Annotated in this window: 14 protein-coding genes; 8 read left to right on the top strand and 6 right to left on the bottom strand. The window is 68.1% G+C overall.

From position 1 onward, the window contains the following. The first annotated feature begins 32 nt into the window (after nt 1-32). From ASD37_RS10050 to ASD37_RS10040, 3 genes are all read left to right on the top strand, one after another. Nucleotides 33-1,499 carry a PH domain-containing protein gene (locus ASD37_RS10050; RefSeq protein ID WP_056551045.1) on the top strand — a complete coding sequence of 489 codons (1,467 nt, stop codon included), beginning with the start codon at nt 33-35 and terminating at the stop codon, nt 1,497-1,499. 10 nt (nt 1,500-1,509) lie between these two features. Further along, nucleotides 1,510-2,322: an HAD-IIA family hydrolase gene (locus ASD37_RS10045; protein WP_056550802.1), complete on the top strand. Its 813-nt coding sequence runs from the start codon at nt 1,510-1,512 to the stop codon at nt 2,320-2,322. 115 nt (nt 2,323-2,437) lie between these two features. Beyond that, nucleotides 2,438-3,805 (top strand): NAD(P)/FAD-dependent oxidoreductase, encoded by a 1,368-nt coding sequence (locus ASD37_RS10040; protein WP_056550801.1) that lies wholly within the window; start codon nt 2,438-2,440, stop codon nt 3,803-3,805. A 1-nt stretch (nt 3,806) separates the two neighbouring features. Here the strand turns inward: ASD37_RS10040 and ASD37_RS10035 are convergent, their stop codons facing one another. Beyond that, nucleotides 3,807-4,913 (bottom strand): helix-turn-helix transcriptional regulator, encoded by a 1,107-nt coding sequence (locus ASD37_RS10035; protein ID WP_235568043.1) that lies wholly within the window; start codon nt 4,911-4,913, stop codon nt 3,807-3,809. 173 nt (nt 4,914-5,086) lie between these two features. Beyond that, entirely contained in the window at nt 5,087-6,781 is a 1,695-nt protein-coding gene (locus tag ASD37_RS10030) for a DEAD/DEAH box helicase (protein WP_056550800.1), read from the bottom strand. A gap of 262 nt (nt 6,782-7,043) precedes the next feature. On the opposite strand from ASD37_RS10030, the gene ASD37_RS10025 reads away from it, so the two are divergent. Beyond that, nucleotides 7,044-7,835, top strand: coding sequence for a polysaccharide deacetylase family protein (locus tag ASD37_RS10025; RefSeq protein WP_056550799.1), 792 nt, complete (start codon nt 7,044-7,046; stop codon nt 7,833-7,835). A 9-nt stretch (nt 7,836-7,844) separates the two neighbouring features. Here the strand turns inward: ASD37_RS10025 and ASD37_RS10020 are convergent, their stop codons facing one another. Further along, nucleotides 7,845-8,339 (bottom strand): cupin domain-containing protein, encoded by a 495-nt coding sequence (locus ASD37_RS10020; RefSeq protein ID WP_056550798.1) that lies wholly within the window; start codon nt 8,337-8,339, stop codon nt 7,845-7,847. Nucleotides 8,340-8,383: 44 nt separating this feature from the next. Here ASD37_RS10020 and ASD37_RS10015 point away from each other — a divergent pair, with 44 nt between their 5' ends. Further along, on the top strand, nt 8,384-9,130 hold the full coding sequence (locus ASD37_RS10015) for an acyl-[acyl-carrier-protein] thioesterase (protein WP_056550797.1): 747 nt from the start codon (nt 8,384-8,386) through the stop codon (nt 9,128-9,130). Between the two features lie 6 nt (nt 9,131-9,136). Here the strand turns inward: ASD37_RS10015 and ASD37_RS10010 are convergent, their stop codons facing one another. Together ASD37_RS10010 and ASD37_RS10005 are read right to left on the bottom strand one after the other, a co-directional pair. Further along, entirely contained in the window at nt 9,137-10,033 is an 897-nt protein-coding gene (locus ASD37_RS10010; RefSeq protein WP_056550796.1) for an SDR family NAD(P)-dependent oxidoreductase, read from the bottom strand. Nucleotides 10,034-10,069: 36 nt separating this feature from the next. Further along, nucleotides 10,070-10,975 carry an SDR family NAD(P)-dependent oxidoreductase gene (locus tag ASD37_RS10005; protein ID WP_056551043.1) on the bottom strand — a complete coding sequence of 302 codons (906 nt, stop codon included), beginning with the start codon at nt 10,973-10,975 and terminating at the stop codon, nt 10,070-10,072. A 93-nt stretch (nt 10,976-11,068) separates the two neighbouring features. On the opposite strand from ASD37_RS10005, the gene ASD37_RS10000 reads away from it, so the two are divergent. From ASD37_RS10000 to ASD37_RS09990, 3 genes are all read left to right on the top strand, one after another. Continuing rightward, a complete protein-coding gene (locus ASD37_RS10000) occupies nt 11,069-11,626 on the top strand; it encodes a TetR/AcrR family transcriptional regulator (RefSeq protein ID WP_056551042.1) in 558 nt (185 codons plus the stop codon). A gap of 181 nt (nt 11,627-11,807) precedes the next feature. Continuing rightward, on the top strand, nt 11,808-13,433 hold the full coding sequence (gene groL / locus ASD37_RS09995; RefSeq protein ID WP_056550795.1) for a chaperonin GroEL: 1,626 nt from the start codon (nt 11,808-11,810) through the stop codon (nt 13,431-13,433). 144 nt (nt 13,434-13,577) lie between these two features. Beyond that, nucleotides 13,578-14,411 (top strand): DUF559 domain-containing protein, encoded by an 834-nt coding sequence (locus ASD37_RS09990; protein ID WP_056550794.1) that lies wholly within the window; start codon nt 13,578-13,580, stop codon nt 14,409-14,411. 63 nt (nt 14,412-14,474) lie between these two features. Here the strand turns inward: ASD37_RS09990 and ASD37_RS09985 are convergent, their stop codons facing one another. Further along, entirely contained in the window at nt 14,475-15,782 is a 1,308-nt protein-coding gene (locus ASD37_RS09985) for an MFS transporter (RefSeq protein ID WP_056550793.1), read from the bottom strand. Nucleotides 15,783-15,822 lie beyond the last annotated feature (40 nt).

Genomic DNA, 15,822 nt, shown 5'->3' with positions numbered 1-15,822 from the left:
CAGACGTGCAGTGGCGCAGGCTCAGCCCCCGCATGCTGCTCGTCCACCCCGCACACGAACTGCTGCGGCAACTACCCCTGCTGATCGGCTCCGTGGTGCTCGGGTCGGCGACGGGCAACCAGATGTGGTCGATCGCCGTGCTGGTACTGCTGATCGTGTTCGGCGTGGCGCGCTGGTTCACCACCACCTACCGCATCGACGGCGAGCAGATCCAGCGCCGCGAAGGAGTGCTGCAGCGCACGGTGTCGTCGTTGCCGCGCAACAGGATTCGCTCGGTGTCCACCGACGCCCGGCTACTGCACCGGCTCCTGGGGCTGACAGTCGTCAAGGTCAGCACCGGCCAGGAAGTCAGGGGCGACGCAGAATTCGCACTGGACGCCGTTCGGTCGAGCGACGTGCCGGGGCTGCGGGCGATCCTGCTGGCCGACTCGCTGACGGCGGACCCGCAGGAGGGGCCGCCGCTGGACCGGGTGATCGCCAGGTGGCAGCCGTCGTGGTTGCGCTACAGCCCGTTGAGCTTCACCGGTCTCGCGATGATCGCCGCCGCCGTCGGGCTGGTGTATCAGACGGGAGCTGCGGTGGCACTGCAGGATTCGACGCTTGCCAGGGAGGGGTTCGACGCCGCGGAGCGCGTCGGGATCGTGGTCACCGTTGCGGTGGCCGTCGTCGTGGTGCTGGTGCTCTCGGTCGTGCTGTCGGTCGTCCGGTCCCTTCTGACGTTCGGCAACCTGGTCCTGTCGCGGCGCGACGACCACGGCGGCGCGGGCGTCCTGCACCTCGAGCACGGCCTGCTACGAGCCCGCGAACACACCTTAGACATGCGCAGGCTGCGCGGCGGCACCATTCGGGAACCCCTGCTGGTGCGGATGTTCGGCGGCGCCCGACTGGATGCGGTGATGACCGGGGTCAACGGATCGGGTGAGGCGTCGCTGCTGCTGCCGCCCTGCCCGGCGGCCACGGTCTCAGGCGTGCTGACCGAGCTGATCGGACGGCCCGACGTCGTCGGAGGTGACCTGCTCGGGCACGGTCCGGTCGCGACCCGTCGGCGGTGGACGCGAGCGCTGGCGCTTCCGCTGGTGCTTGGCGTCGGCATGGCCGGGGCGGCGTTCGTCGTCGCGATACCGCCGATCGCCTGGGTGGGTTGGATGGTGGCGACGGTCGTCGCCGCGTTCCTGGCCGCCGATCGTGCGCGTGCACTTGGTCACCGCGCAGGCGGTGGCTGGTTGGTGGCGCGGGCCGGGAGCCTCGAGCGGCGCCGCGACTGCATCGCCACGGCGGGCATCATCGGTTGGACGGTGCGTCAGACGTACTTTCAGCGGCGCGCTGGCGTTGCGACGCTGGTGGCGGCGACCGCGGCGGGCGTGAAGGGATACCGGGTGCTCGACGTCCCCGCGGAGCTGGCGTGGTCGGTGGCGGCGTCGGCGTCACCGTGGCTCTGCGACAACGATTGGGCCCGCGATCAACGGGGCCCGAGTTGCGCTGACACGTTTGCCGTTTAACCTCGGCACCATGGCTATCGGTGGAGTGCTGTTCGACATCGATGGCGTCCTGGTGACGTCGTGGAAGCCCATTGACGGTGCGGCGGACACGCTGCGCGTGCTCGCCGACCACCAGATCGCCAGGACGTACCTCACCAACACCACCACCAAGACCCGCGCTCAGATCGCCGAACTGCTCAGCGACTCCGGCATGGAGGTCGCCGCGGACGAGGTCATCACCGCGGCGGTGCTGACCGCCAACTACGTCCGAGACCGCTATCCGGGAGCCAAGTGCCTTCTGGTCAACAGCGGCCAGATCGCCGAGGACATGCACGGCGTCGACGTCGTCTACCCCCACGAGGTGACCGGCTCCGACCCGGACACCCCGGACGTCGTCCTACTCGGCGGCGCCGGATCGGAGTACGACCACGTCACGCTGAGCCGGGTCTACGACTGGATGGCACGGGGCGTTCCGGTCGTGGCGATGCACCGGAGCACGGCGTGGAACACCACCGAGGGGCTGCGCGTCGACACCGGCATGTACCTCATCGGCATGGAGCAGACCTCCGGTCGCAAGGCCGCCGCCGTCGGCAAGCCCGCGCCGGAGGGCTTCCTCGCCGCGGCGGGCCGGCTCGGCGTCGACCCCGAAGAGATGTACGTCGTCGGCGACGACCTCAACAACGACGTCCTCGCCGGGCAGGTGGTTGGCATGGCCGGCGTGCTGGTACGCACCGGGAAGTTCCGGCAGGACACGTTGGATCGTTGGGCCGCAGACGAATTCGCCATGCAGCCCAACTACGTCATCGATTCGGTGGCCGACCTGCCGGAGTTGCTCGGCCTGTAGTCGGTGTTCCCACCGCGCCAAGATCATCCGTTTGGATGACGTTTCGCTCTCCCCACACTGGTTGGTTGAAGGCAGGCCAACCGGGGGGTGTGGCCTCGACACGGGGAGCGACGCAATGCAAAGACGTGGAGAACACGCGGTAGTCCTTGGCGCGAGCATGGGTGGGCTGCTCGCCGCGCGCGTGCTGAGCGACTTCTACGACCGGGTGACCGTGGTGGAGCGCGACGAGCTGACCGATCAGGCGACGCCGAGACGCGGGGTTCCGCAGAGCCGTCAACCCCACGTGCTGATGTCCCGCTGCGGCGAGATCGCCGAGGAGCTGTTTCCCGGTCTGCTGGACGAACTCGTCGCCGACGGTGCGCACTGCTGGAACGACGGCGACCTGTCCCGATTCCACGTCTTCTTCGGCGGTCACCTCGTCACGCGCAGTGGCTCGATCCCGAATCCGGGGTCGCTGATCACCCACCACGCCAGCCGGCCGTTCATCGAATGCCACGTCCGGCGCCGGTTGCGGCGCATCCCGAACGTGTCGATGCTCGACCGTCACGACATCGTCGACCTCACCTCGTCCGACGGTCGGGTCACGGGCGCCGTGCTCCACCGTCATGCCGACCACAGCGCCGTGGTCCTGGAAGCGGACCTGACCGTCGACGCGACGGGCCGCGGATCGCGTACGCCCGCGGTGCTGCAGCGGCTCGGCTACGGCCGACCCGAGGAGCAGGAATTGGCCGTCCACGTCACCTATTCCAGTGTGCCGGTTCGTATTCCGGACGGAACGCTGCGGGAACACACCTTCGCCAGGCTGTTCGAACCGGGGCGTCCCCACGGATTCGTGATGTTCCGGGCGGAGGACGAGAGGTGGATCCTCTGTGCGGGCACCTTGGGTTTGGTCGAGTCGCCGACCACCCAGGCCGAGATCGTGGACTTCGGCGCCGACTGGGCGCCCCCGCATGCGCTGGCCGCGGCCCGGGCCGCCGAGCCACTGGGCGAGGTGTGCAGGCATCGCTTTCCGGCCAACCGATGGCGACGGTACGACCGGATGGAACGGATGCCCGACGGCTTGCTGGTCCTCGGCGACGCGGTGAGCAGCTTCAACCCGATCTACGGGCAGGGCATGACGATCGCGTCGATGGAGGCGCTGGTCTTGCGCGACTGCCTGCGGCACGGCGAAGTCGAACTGCCGCAACGCTTTCACCGCGCGTCGGCGAAGAAGATCCGCGTGGCGTGGCAGACCGCCGTCGGCTCGGATCTCGCGTTGCCGGAGATCCCCGGTCCGCGACCGATGATGACGCGACTCACCAATGCCTACGTGGGCCGGGTTCTCGCGGCGGCGGAATCGGATCCGTTCGTAGCCCAGGAGTTTCTGAGGGTGACCGGAATGTTGACGACGCCAACGCGACTCCTGAGGCCGGACTTCGTGGTCCACGTCGCGCGGGCCGTCCGTCGGCAGCGGGCGCATCCGGTGCTGGCGGTGACCCGATGAATCACGGTGTGACAGACAGCAGCAACCGGACCAGTTCGGCCTGCCGGTGCGTGCCCGTCTTCATGAAGACGTGCTGAAGATGGGTCTTGACCGTCGCGAGCGACAAGGTCAGCTCCTCGGAGATGGGTCTGAGTCCGTCGCCCCGAAGGACCCGCAGCGCGATCTCGGCTTCGGCTCGGGTCAACCCGAACAGGTGGATCAGCAGGTTCCGGTTCGGCTCGGTCTGCCGCTCCGGGTCGACGACGATCACCAGGGCGCGGGGTTGGCGTCCATCGGGTGGCACAGACGTGAAGGGGACGACGTGGATGACGTAGGGGCGCAGTTCCCCGGCGCGGGGGCACAGCAGGGAATTGCCGCGACGGGCATCAGAGCCGTTGCGGCCGAGCGCATCTGCGATGCAACGCTGAAGTGTGGCGTCGGCGGTGGGCACGCCCAGCCCGACGCGGCCCGCTCGGACCACCGGCCCGTCTCCGGTCGCGACGATGTCCTCGGCGACCCGGTTGGCGTGGACGACGACGGAGGACGGTCCGACGACGAAGACCCCATGCCGCATGTTGTCGACGGCCTCGGCGGCGTCGCGGGCGCTGTGCACCAACCCGCTGAGGTGATCCTGGGTGCGCAGCGCTTGCTGCAGGTGGGGGATGAGGGCGTTGACGAGGTCGACCCGCTCGGGGGTGGTGAAGGAATCATCCTGCTTTGGTGAGGCGACGAGGAAGCACGTGGGCTGCGCGCCGTCGGTGAGCCGCACGAAGAGGCCGTCGTCCATGTGGTGTGGTCGCATCCAGTCGCTGCAGAACTCCGACCGGGGTTTGAGCGCGATCAAAGCCTCTCCCGTGTGTATCGCACCGACCGGCCCGTGCTCGACCGCGTCGAGGACGTAGTCGAACTCGCGGTAGTACTCCAGGTACGTCTGGCGGGCGTCGGGCGCCAGGTTGGCGCTCTTGATGTCGCGAGTTCTGTTCTCGGCGATGATCAGTGCCGCGCTGATGCCACCCACACTGGCCCGCACGGCGGCCATGGCGGCGTTCCAGTGATCCGGGGTGACGGCGGCGTCGTGGATCGCCGAGACCAGACGCGAGTACTCCTCGAGCGTCACCAAAGTGCCCATCGCAACCCCCTGCTGCGAGCGCCGACCCGTCGCCAACCCCATCCGCGGCCGGCGGCCTCGACATCAAGTGAGACTCGTGCCGACGGCACTGTCAAGGCATTTAGCGCACTTCGCCATAGCCGCCCGACGTCCAGTCGCGTCTGCTCGGGCTGTCGGCTGCCACGCCGAAACCCCTAGGCCCGCAGCGAGCGGACCGCTTCGATGCGCGCCGTGATCTGATCTGAGTTGGCCGCGGCCAACACCGGGCCGCCGCAGATCCGGCGAAGCTCGTTGTGAATCCAGCCGTGCGGCTTGCCCGTGCGGTGATGCGCCAGGGTCACCAGTGCGTTGAGTTCGCGACGCAGATCACGAAGCTGACCATGGGTGGTGGACCGCACCGGCACCGTTCCGCCTGCGGCCGTCCGCTTGTCGAGCTGCTCTTCCTGCCTGCGCCGCAACAGATCTCGCATCTGCGTTGAGTCGAGGAGGCCCGGGATGCCGAGGTAGTCGGCCTCCTCGTCGCTGCCCGACGGCGTCGCCGTGCCGAACGACGAACCGTCGAAGATGACCTGATCCAATTCGGCTTCCGCGCCGAGCATCTCGAAGCCGTTGTCCATCTCGCTCGGCTCGTTTTTTTGTTTTTCTTCGTACTCCTCGTCCCACTCGTCGCCCTGCGACTCGCGGTGCGGCTTGCCGAGCACGTGATTGCGCTGCGCCTCCATCTCGCTGGCCAGCTGCAACAAGTTGGGCACCGACGGCAGGAAGATGCTCGCGGTCTCGCCGGGCCGGCGGGAGCGCACGTACCGGCCGATGGCCTGGGCGAAGAACAGCGGGGTCGATGCGCTGGTCGCGTAGACGCCCACCGTCAGGCGGGGCACGTCGACGCCTTCGGACACCATGCGCACCGCGACGAGCCAGCGGCTGGTGCCCTGGGAGAACGCCGTGATGCGATCCGAGGACCCGGGGTCGTCGGACAGCACGACCGTCGGCGCCTCGCCGGTGATGGTGGTCAGCAAGCCGGCGTAGGCCCTGGCCGCCGTCTGGTCCGAGGCGATGATCATGCCGCCGGCGTCGGGCACGTGCTGACGCTTCTGCTGCAGTCGTTTGTCGGCCGCGGCGATCACGGCTGGCATCCACTCACCAGCCGGGTTGAGCACGGTGCGCCACGCGCGGGCGGTCTGCTCGGCGTTGAGAGGCTCGCCGAGGCGGGCGGCGTGTTCCTCGCCCGCGCTGTCGCGCCACCGCGACTCACCCGAGTAGGCCAGGAAGACGACCGGCCGCACCACTCCGTCGGCCAGCGCGTCGGCGTAGCCGTAGACGTGATCGGCCTGCGAACGTTCGAGACCGTCGGGCCCCCGCTCGTAGTTGACGAACGGGATGGGACTGTCGTCGCTGCGGAACGGCGTACCGGTCAGCGACAGCCTGCGCGTCGCGTCGTCGAACGCCTCGCGGATCGCCTCGCCCCAGCTCTTGGCGTCGCCGCCGTGGTGGATCTCGTCGAACACCACGAGGGTCTTGCGGTTCTCGGTGCGCACCCGGTGGCGGCCCGGGTGGCTGGCCACCTGGGCATAGGTGACGACGACGCCGTGATACTCGTCGGAGTTGTGGGCCGAGCTGTTGCTGAACTTGGGATCCAAGTTGATGCCGAGCGTGGCGGCAGACTTCGCCCACTGAATCTTGAGGTGTTCGGTAGGCACCACGATCGTGATGCGTTCGACGGTGCCGTCGCCGAGCAGTTCGCCGGCAATGCGCAGCGCAAAGGTCGTCTTGCCCGCGCCAGGGGTCGCCACCGCGAGGAAGTCCCGAGGCGCTGCCGTCAGATACTTCACCATGGCCCGACGTTGCCAGCCCCGCAACGCTTGGGTGCTGGGCGCTGCATAACCCTGCACCCGGAGACTCCTATCTGATCGAAGGGCAGTCTAGGGCAAGGGGTTCCGGGATCGCATTCCCGCAGGGCGTGTCCTGTGGATACGCAGGCGTGTCACCGTTCGAACGCCCACGTGAACCCTGCTCGAGGCAATGCGACTGCGACAGTCGTCACGGCGTGTCCGACGATGCCGAGCAAATCAGGGCGAGCGCGCAAAACCGTCGCCCAGGGGTTTGCCACCTCGCTGGCATCGAGGGCTCAGGCTGCACGCCTACGGTTCGCCCATGGTCACCCGCAGGACGTTCCTAACGACGCTGACGGGCGCGGCCGTCGTGGTGGGGGCGGGCGTCCGGATGCCCGCGGCGGCGGCTGCGGCCGGTATGGGCCCCAGTGCGGTGCCCGCGGCGGACCTCGCCCGCCAACCCACGCAGTGGGGGATGTCCCTGCCGGGGATCGTCACGACGTTCACCCCGGCAGGGCGCCAGCTCGCCCTGACCTTCGACGCGTGCGACCGAGCGTGCGACGAGGGGTTGCTGGACACCCTCCAACGCAACGGCGTCCCTGCGCTGCTGTTCGTGTGTTCGAAGTGGATCGACGCAAATCCCGGTCGAACCGAGCAGCTGGCCGCCAATCCACTGTTCGAGATCGGGAACCACGGCACCCGACACGTCCCACTGTCGGTCACCGGGCGGTCGGCCTACGGCATCGCGGGCACGGCGTCGGCGAGCGAAGTGGTCGACGAGGTGTCGGGCGAACAGGCCCGGCTGACGGCGCTCACCGGAAAGGCGCCGGCCTTCTTCCGCACGGGCACCGCGCACTACGACGACGTCGCCGTGCAGATCGTCGGTGACCTGGGCCTGACCCCGGTCGGCTTCTCGGTCAACGCCGACGCCGGTGCGACGGCGCCTGCCGCCGCGGTGAGCGCGGCGATCTCTCGTGCGGCGCCGGGGTCGATCGTGCTGGCCCACATGAACCACCCCCGGGCGGGCACCGGCGCCGGCGTCGCCGCCGCGGTTCCGGCGATGCTGGCGGCCGGATGGCAGTTCGTCCCGCTAGCCGGCCAGTCGCTCCGTTGAGTTGACTGCTCAGACGAAGTGGTTGTCGTTGGCGACGAACCACGCCGCGCGTTCCTCGTCGGTCAGCTCGCCGAGGTGGGCCAGCCCCTCGAAGTAGTGTTCCCGCGGCGCGCCAGGGGCGAACAACATCAGGATCGACGCCGGCTCGTCGGCCTCGTTGCGGAACCCGTGGATGCCACCGGGCGGCACGTAGAGGAAGTCGCCCTGGTTCCCGTCGACCCAGTCCTTGCCGTCGTGGAGCCGCATCCGCCCGGACAGGACGAAGAACGATTCCGACATGGCGCGATGGAAGTGCGGCCCCGGTCCGCCCGCCTTGGGGGCGAGGTCGACGCGGTACAGCCCGTAGTCGCCGTCGGTCTTCGTCTGGTCGGCAAGGTAGTGGTACTGAACAAGCCCGAAGGAGTCGTAGTCGGCGGGTTGGTCGGCGCGTCGCAAGGACGCGGAGACCTCCGGTTCGTCCTCGGTGTAGCGGGCCGGGGGATAGGGCGGCACGATCAGCGACACGCCTGCCAGTCTGCTTCATCGCCGCCGGGGGTAGACAGGATTCGATGACCAACGCCGAACGACCGCTGAGCCCGTTCCCCGCCGCCGGCTACGTCTACCAAACCTCGTGGCCGGTGGCGACCGGTGACGTCGACGACCAGCTGCGGCTCCGCTTGGACGGGGTGGCCCGCTACATCCAGGAGGCTGGCGCGGAGAACCTCGTCGACGCCGGCGAAGCCGAAGCCCACCCGCACTGGATCGTCAACCGCACCGTCATCGACGTGCACGAGGCAATCGAATGGCCCACCGAGGTCACCTTGCGGCGGTGGTGTTCGGCGCTGTCGTCGCGGTGGTGCACCATGCGGGTCGACCTCGTCGGCGCCGAGGGAGGGCGAATCGAGACCGAGGGATTCTGGATCGCGATCAACGAGAAGACCCTCACGCCGTTACGGGTCTCGGACAGCCTGATCGCGAAGTTCGCCACCACGACCACCGAACACCGGCTCAAGTGGGGCAAGTGGCTGGCCGACCCCGACGACGTGGACACCCGCATGGCGTTTCCGTTGCGCCGCACCGACGTCGACGTCTTCCAGCACGTCACCAACACCGCCTATTGGCACGCGATCCACGAGGTGATGGCGATGGAGCCCGACGTCTGCGTCCCGCCTTACCGGGCGGTCGTCGAATACCGCCGACCCATCAAGTACGGGGAGGACGTGACCATCGGCTACGTGCGGCACGGTGACGACGTCCACGTCGGGTTGAGCGTCGGCGGGGACGTGCGCGCCGCGGCGTTGTTGCGCAAGCTGTAGGCGGGGTTAGACCGGGAACGTCACGCCCGTCAGCTCCTCCGACACCGCCCACAGTCGGCGTTGCATGGCGAGGTCGTGGGACTTCTCGCTCGACGCCACCACCTTCGGGTAGCCACGCTGTTCTCCGAAGCCGTCGGGGCCGAAGTACTGGCCGCCGAGTACGCCGGGGTCGGTGGCGGCGCGCAGGGTGGGCAGCGCTCCCATCGCGGCGCTCTGGCCGAGCAGTGGGCTGAAGGCGCTGACCACGGGTTGCAGGACGTTCGGCAGGTTCCGGCCGAGTTCGGTGCTCGAGAAACCGGGGTGCGCGGCGACGGCGACGGCGGCGTGGCCGTCGGCCAGCCGGCGCTGCAGTTCGTAGGTGAACAGCAGATTGGCGAGCTTGGACTGGCTGTAGGCGCGCATCCGGTTGTAGCCGTGCTCCCACTGCAGGTCGTCGAAGTGGATGTCGGCGAGCATCTTGTGTCCGTTGCTGCTCACCGTGACCACGCGGGCCCCCGGCACGTCGGCGAGATGGTCGACCAGCAGCCCGGTGAAGGCGAAGTGGCCGAGGTGGTTGGTGCCGAACTGCAGCTCGAAGCCGTCGGCGGTGGTGGACTTCGGCGTCGTCATCACCCCGGCGTTGTTGATCAGCAGGTCGAGGTGGTCGAACCGGGACTTCAGTTCGTCGGCGGAGGTGCGGACCGAGGCCAGTGACGTCAGGTCGAGCTCGACGACCGAGACGTCGCCGCCGATGCGTGCGGCGGCCTGCTTGCCCTTCTCGACGTTGCGCACGGCGAGGACGACGTGGGCGCCGTTGGCCGCGAGCGCCGCGGCGGTCTCGTAGCCCAGGCCGGTGTTGGCTCCGGTGATGACGGCGATGCGGCCGGATTGGTTGGGGATATTGGCGGTGGTCCAGTTGATCACGAGTGGTTCCTCAAAGTCGTTGTGGATGTAAGGGTTTCAGGCCGCGGGCGGCAGGTCGAACGTCACGCCGGTGAGTTCCTCGGACACCGTCCACAGCCGGCGTTGCACCGCGGCGTCGTGGGAGCGGCGGTTCGACGACACCAGCTTGGGGTTGCCGTGCAATTCCATTAAGCCGCCGGGGCCGACGTACTGGCCGCCGGTGACGCCGAGGTCGGTCGCCGCGCGCAGGGACGGCAGGGCTCCCGTCTCGGTGTCCTGCTCCAGCGCCCCGAATGCCGCCTTCAGTGGGCCGGGGAGGTGGCGGCTCAGTTCCGAACTCGAGCCGCCGGGATGGGCGGCGACGGCGACGGCGTCCCGACCGGCCAGCCTGCGCTGCAGCTCGTAGGTGAACAGAAGATTGGCCAGCTTGGACTGCCCGTACGCGCTGACGCGGTTGTAGCCGCGTTCAGATTGCAGATCGTCGAAGCGGATGCGACCGAAGCGATGGCCGATGCTGCTCACGGTGACGACCCGGGAGCCGGGGGTGGCCAGCAGCATGTCCATGAGCCGGCCGGTGAGTGCGAAGTGGCCAAGGTGGTTGGTGCCGAACTGGAGCTCGAAGCCGTCCTTCGTCGTCCCCTTCGGGGTGAACATCACGCCGGCGTTGTTGATCAGGAGGTCGACGTGATCGTGCGCGGCGTGCAGTTGGTCGGCCGCGTCGCGCACGGAGGCGAGCGAGGTGAGGTCGAGCTGCTGCAGGGTGACGTCGGCTCCGGGGGTGCGCCGTGCGATCAGGTCGGCGGCGGCCTTGCCCTTGTCCAGGTTGCGGACCGCGAGCACGACGTGGGCGCCCTTGGCGGCGAGCGCGGCCGCGGTCTCGTAGCCGAGGCCGGTGTTCGCGCCGGTGACGACGGCCGTACGACCTGTCTGGTCGGGAATGTTGTCGATGGTCCAACGCATGATGGCCTCCTGGGTAGGATCGAAGCGGAACGTGCACTCCGGTTGTCGAGAACTATACGGAACGCACACTCCGTTTTGTCAACCGAAGGAGGCATGATGACCGAAACTGCTCGGCCGATGCGTGCCGACGCCGCCCGCAACCGGGCGCGGGTGCTCGAAGTGGCCTACGAAACCTTCGCCGCCGAAGGGGTAGCCGTCCCCATCGACGAGATCGCCCGTCGCGCGGGCGTCGGCGCGGGCACGGTCTACCGGCACTTTCCGACGAAGGAAGCCCTCTTTCAGGCCGTCTTCGACGACCGGGTGCGCCGCATCGTCGACGACGGGCGGGCGCTGGTGGCGTCCGAGGGTCCCGGCGAGGCGCTCTATGCCTTCATGCGGGGCATGCTGCAGACCGGCACCGCCGACCACGGCCTTTTCGACGCGCTGGCCAGTTACGGCTTCGACGTCGAGGCCGCCACGACGGGCGCGGAGATGGAGTTCCTCGGCGTTCTCGACGAATTGTTGGTCGCCGCCCAGCGAGCGGGCACGGTGCGGACCGACGTCGGCGTGCCGGAGGTCAAGGCGCTGCTGATGGTGTGCAAGGCGGGCCCTGACTACGGCGACGGGGTAGCGGACCGGGTCGTCGACGTCGTCATCGACGGTCTGCGGGCGTAGGCGAACCTTGCACTCGCCATGGGCGAGTGCTAAAAATGACGTTGGCACTCGCGATCGGTGAGTGCTAGGTCGGGACGGTGAGACTGGGGCCGCAACTGCGGTCGCACACTCCAGTCGTCCGTCGCGGGCACTGAGCCCGACCGAGATACGTGCCATCCCCAATCCGGAGGAACACTTCGCAATGGCCAAGACAATTGCGTATGACGAAGAGGCCCGCCGCGGCCTCGAGCGGGGCCTCAACGCCCTCGCCGACGCGGTAAAGGTGACGCTCGGCCCCAAGGGTCGCAACGTCGTCCTGGAGAAGAAGTGGGGCGCCCCCACGATCACCAACGATGGTGTTTCCATCGCCAAGGAGATCGAGCTGGAGGACCCGTACGAGAAGATCGGCGCAGAGCTGGTCAAGGAAGTCGCCAAGAAGACCGACGACGTCGCAGGCGACGGCACCACCACCGCCACCGTGCTGGCCCAGGCGCTCGTGCGCGAGGGACTGCGCAACGTTGCGGCAGGCGCCAACCCGCTCGGCCTCAAGCGCGGCATCGAGAAGGCCGTCGAGAAGGTCACCGAGACCCTGCTGGCTCAGGCCAAGGCCATCGAGACCAAGGAGCAGATCGCTGCTACCGCCGGCATCTCCGCCGGTGACCAGTCCATCGGCGACCTGATCGCCGAAGCCATGGACAAGGTCGGCAACGAGGGTGTCATCACCGTCGAGGAGTCCAACACCTTCGGACTGCAGCTCGAGCTCACCGAGGGCATGCGCTTCGACAAGGGCTACATCTCGGGCTACTTCGTGACTGACGCCGAGCGTCAGGAAGCCGTCCTGGAAGAGCCGTACATCCTGCTGGTCAGCTCCAAGGTCTCGACCGTCAAGGACCTGCTGCCCCTGCTGGAGAAGATCATCCAGTCCGGCAAGCCGTTGCTGATCATCGCCGAGGACGTCGAGGGCGAAGCCCTTTCCACCCTGGTGGTCAACAAGATCCGTGGCACCTTCAAGTCCGTCGCCGTCAAGGCGCCCGGCTTCGGTGACCGTCGCAAGGCCATGCTGCAGGACATCGCCATCCTCACCGGTGGTCAGGTCATCAGCGAAGAGGTCGGTCTGTCCCTCGAGACCGCCGACGTCGCGCTGCTCGGCAAGGCCGACAAGGTCGTCATCACCAAGGACGAGACCACTCTCGTCGGTGGCGCCGGCGACGCCGAGGCCATCGCTGGCCGCGTCTCGCAGATCCGTGCCGAGATCGAGAACAGCGACTCCGACTACGACCGCGAGAAGCTGCAGGAGCGCCTGGCCAAGCTGGCCGGCGGTGTTGCGGTGATCAAGGCCGGAGCTGCCACCGAGGTGGAGCTCAAGGAGCGCAAGCACCGCATCGAGGACGCCGTTCGCAACGCGAAGGCTGCCGTCGAAGAGGGCATCGTCGCCGGTGGCGGCGTGGCCCTGCTGCAGGCGGCCCCGTCGCTGGACGAGCTCAAGCTCGAGGGTGACGAGGCAACCGGCGCCAACATCGTGCGCGTCGCGCTGTCGGCACCGCTCAAGCAAATCGCCTTCAACGGTGGTCTCGAGCCCGGTGTCGTCGCCGAGAAGGTCTCCAACCTGCCCGCGGGTCACGGCCTCAACGCCGCGACCAACGTGTACGAGGACCTGCTCAAGGCCGGCGTCGCAGACCCGGTCAAGGTGACGCGCTCGGCGCTGCAGAACGCAGCCTCGATCGCGGCACTGTTCCTCACCACCGAGGCAGTCGTCGCCGACAAGCCGGAGAAGGCGTCCGCTCCCGCGGGCGACCCGACCGGTGGCATGGGCGGCATGGACTTCTAAGTCCCCGTTACGAAAGAGCCCCGGTGCGCGCCGCGCACCGGGGCTTTTTCGTGTCGATCCCCAGTGTGGGTCTCGTGCACAGCCAGGGCGCGATTGGCGTATGCAGGGCCCACTGTCGTCGGGGGCCACCGCGACGGTGTCGCCATGGAACCCTTTCTCGGCAGCGCGGCCATTCATACCGGCAGGCTGACCCGTCGCTCGCTCGTCCGCGAGAACGTCGCCATTCATCGCGACGTATACCTTCCGCGCGACGTCGAGATGACTGCCCTGATCAGAGCTCGTGCCGTATGGCTGGCGACGGGTGCGACGCTGTGTGGGTCGTCTGCTGCCGCCGTCTTCGGTACGAAGTGGCTCGACCCGTCTGCGCCGGCGGCGATCATCCGCGCGGACAGACACGCCCCGCCGGGCATCGTCGTGCACACGTGGCAGCTCACCTCTGCCGAGGTCTGCCGCGTCCGCGGCGTCGACGTGACGACACCTGCGCGCACCGCGTTCGACATCGGTCGCACGCGTCCAGTGAATCAAGCAATTGCAGCCGTCGACGCCTTGCTCAACGCCACACGCATCACATCGCCTGAGATCATCGCGGTCGCCGACGCACACCCTGGCGGTCGCGGCGTGGCCCGACTGAGAGGTGTACTCGACCTCGTCGACGGCGGCGCGGAATCGCCTCAAGAGACCAGAGTTCGGCTTCTGATCGTCCGCGGCGGGCTACCGCGGCCCGAGACACAGATCGAGTTTCCGACACTGCACATCCGGGTCGACATGGGGTGGCGTCAATGGAAGGTGGCGGTCGAATACGACGGGGTGCAGCATTGGGCCGACAGCCAGCAACGGGCCTGGGACATCGAGCGCATCGCCCTGCTGGAAGCGGCGGGCTGGGTGGTGATTCGGATCAGCGGCGGCATGTTGGCGCGGCCTGACGCCATCCTCGATCGAATTCGACGCGCGCTGCGCGCCCGCGGCTGTCCCGTCTGACGCCGACCGTGGGCCTTGCGTACGCGCACGGCGCGATCCGCGTACGCAACGCCCACAGTCGAGCTAGATGTCTACCAGCGGTGTCGGTTTGAGTAGCAGCGTTGCCACGACGGCGATCGCCGCCGTCGCGACGAGGTAGCCGCAGGCGAGCCACGGCGTGCCGCCCGCCACGCCGATCAACGCGGTGAGGATCAGCGGCGTCAACCCGGAGGCGTACACGCCGGAGAGCTGATAGACCGTCGAGAGGCCGGTGTACCGGATCCGGGCCGGAAACAGTGACGCGTACAGCGTGCCCTGCGCCCCGTAGAAGATCGCGTGGACGACGCCGAACACCAACACCATTCCAAGCGCGTACAGCCAGATGTCCCTGGTGTCGAAGAGGGCGAAGACCGGAAACACCGCGAGACCGTAGGCGGCAATTCCGATGGCGTAGAGACGTTTCGGGCCGAATCGATCGGCCAATAGGCCCGACACCGGGATGAGGACCGCCATCAGCAGCGCGGCGACGGTCACGGTGACCAAGACCGGAATCTTGTCGAGCTTCAGGGTGCCGGTCGCATAGGAGATGGCGAATACGCCCCAGGTGTTGAAGGCGGCACCCTCACCCCAGCGCGACAGCATTCCCAAGACGGTCGACCGCAACGCCGGTGGCTTGAAGACCTCTTTCAGCGGCACTGCGACCCGATCGTCGCTGTCGCGCACCTTCTCGAAGGCGGGCGTCTCGGTGGCCTTCAGCCGGACCACGATGCCGAAGACGACGAGCACGATGCTGAACAGGAACGCGATCCGCCACCCGTACGCCAGGAAGGCGTCGTCGGGCAGCACGTATTGCAGGAGCGCGAAGACGCCTGTGCCCAAGGCCAATCCAAGGGCGAGCCCAACCTGCGGGATGCTGCCGAACAAGCCGCGCCGCCGTGGCGGGCCGTGCTCGACGGCGAGAAGGACCGCACCCGCCCACTCGCCGCCAAGGGCGAAGCCCTGCACGATCCGCAGGAGGAGCAACAGGATTGGCGCGAGGACGCCGATCTGGGCGGCGGTGGGCAGCAGGCCCATCAGCGCGGTCGCCCCACCCATCAGGAACATGGTGAACGCCAGCGTCTTCTTGCGTCCGATGCGGTCACCGACGTGGCCGAAGACGAAGCCTCCGATGGGGCGAACCAGGAAGCCGACCGCGAAGGTGGCGAACGACAGCATGGTGCCGACGAAGGTCGTCTGATCCGGGAAGAAGGCCTTGTTGAACACCAGGCTTGCTGCGGTGGCGTAGAGGAAGAAGTCGTACCACTCGATCGTGGTGCCGACCAGGCTGGCCCACAGCGCAGTGCGAGCCTGCGGTGAGATGGCGGGGGCCTCGTCGTCGGCCGGGGCGTTCATGACAGTCACGGGTGTCAATCACCTCACGCCTGACGCTCGG

Origin of the sequence: Mycobacterium sp. Root135, from assembly GCF_001426545.1 — a bacterium.
Lineage (GTDB): Bacteria > Actinomycetota > Actinomycetes > Mycobacteriales > Mycobacteriaceae > Mycobacterium.
The sequence above is the reverse complement of the archived record's forward strand: the minus strand, read 5'-3'. Positions and strand labels throughout refer to the sequence as shown.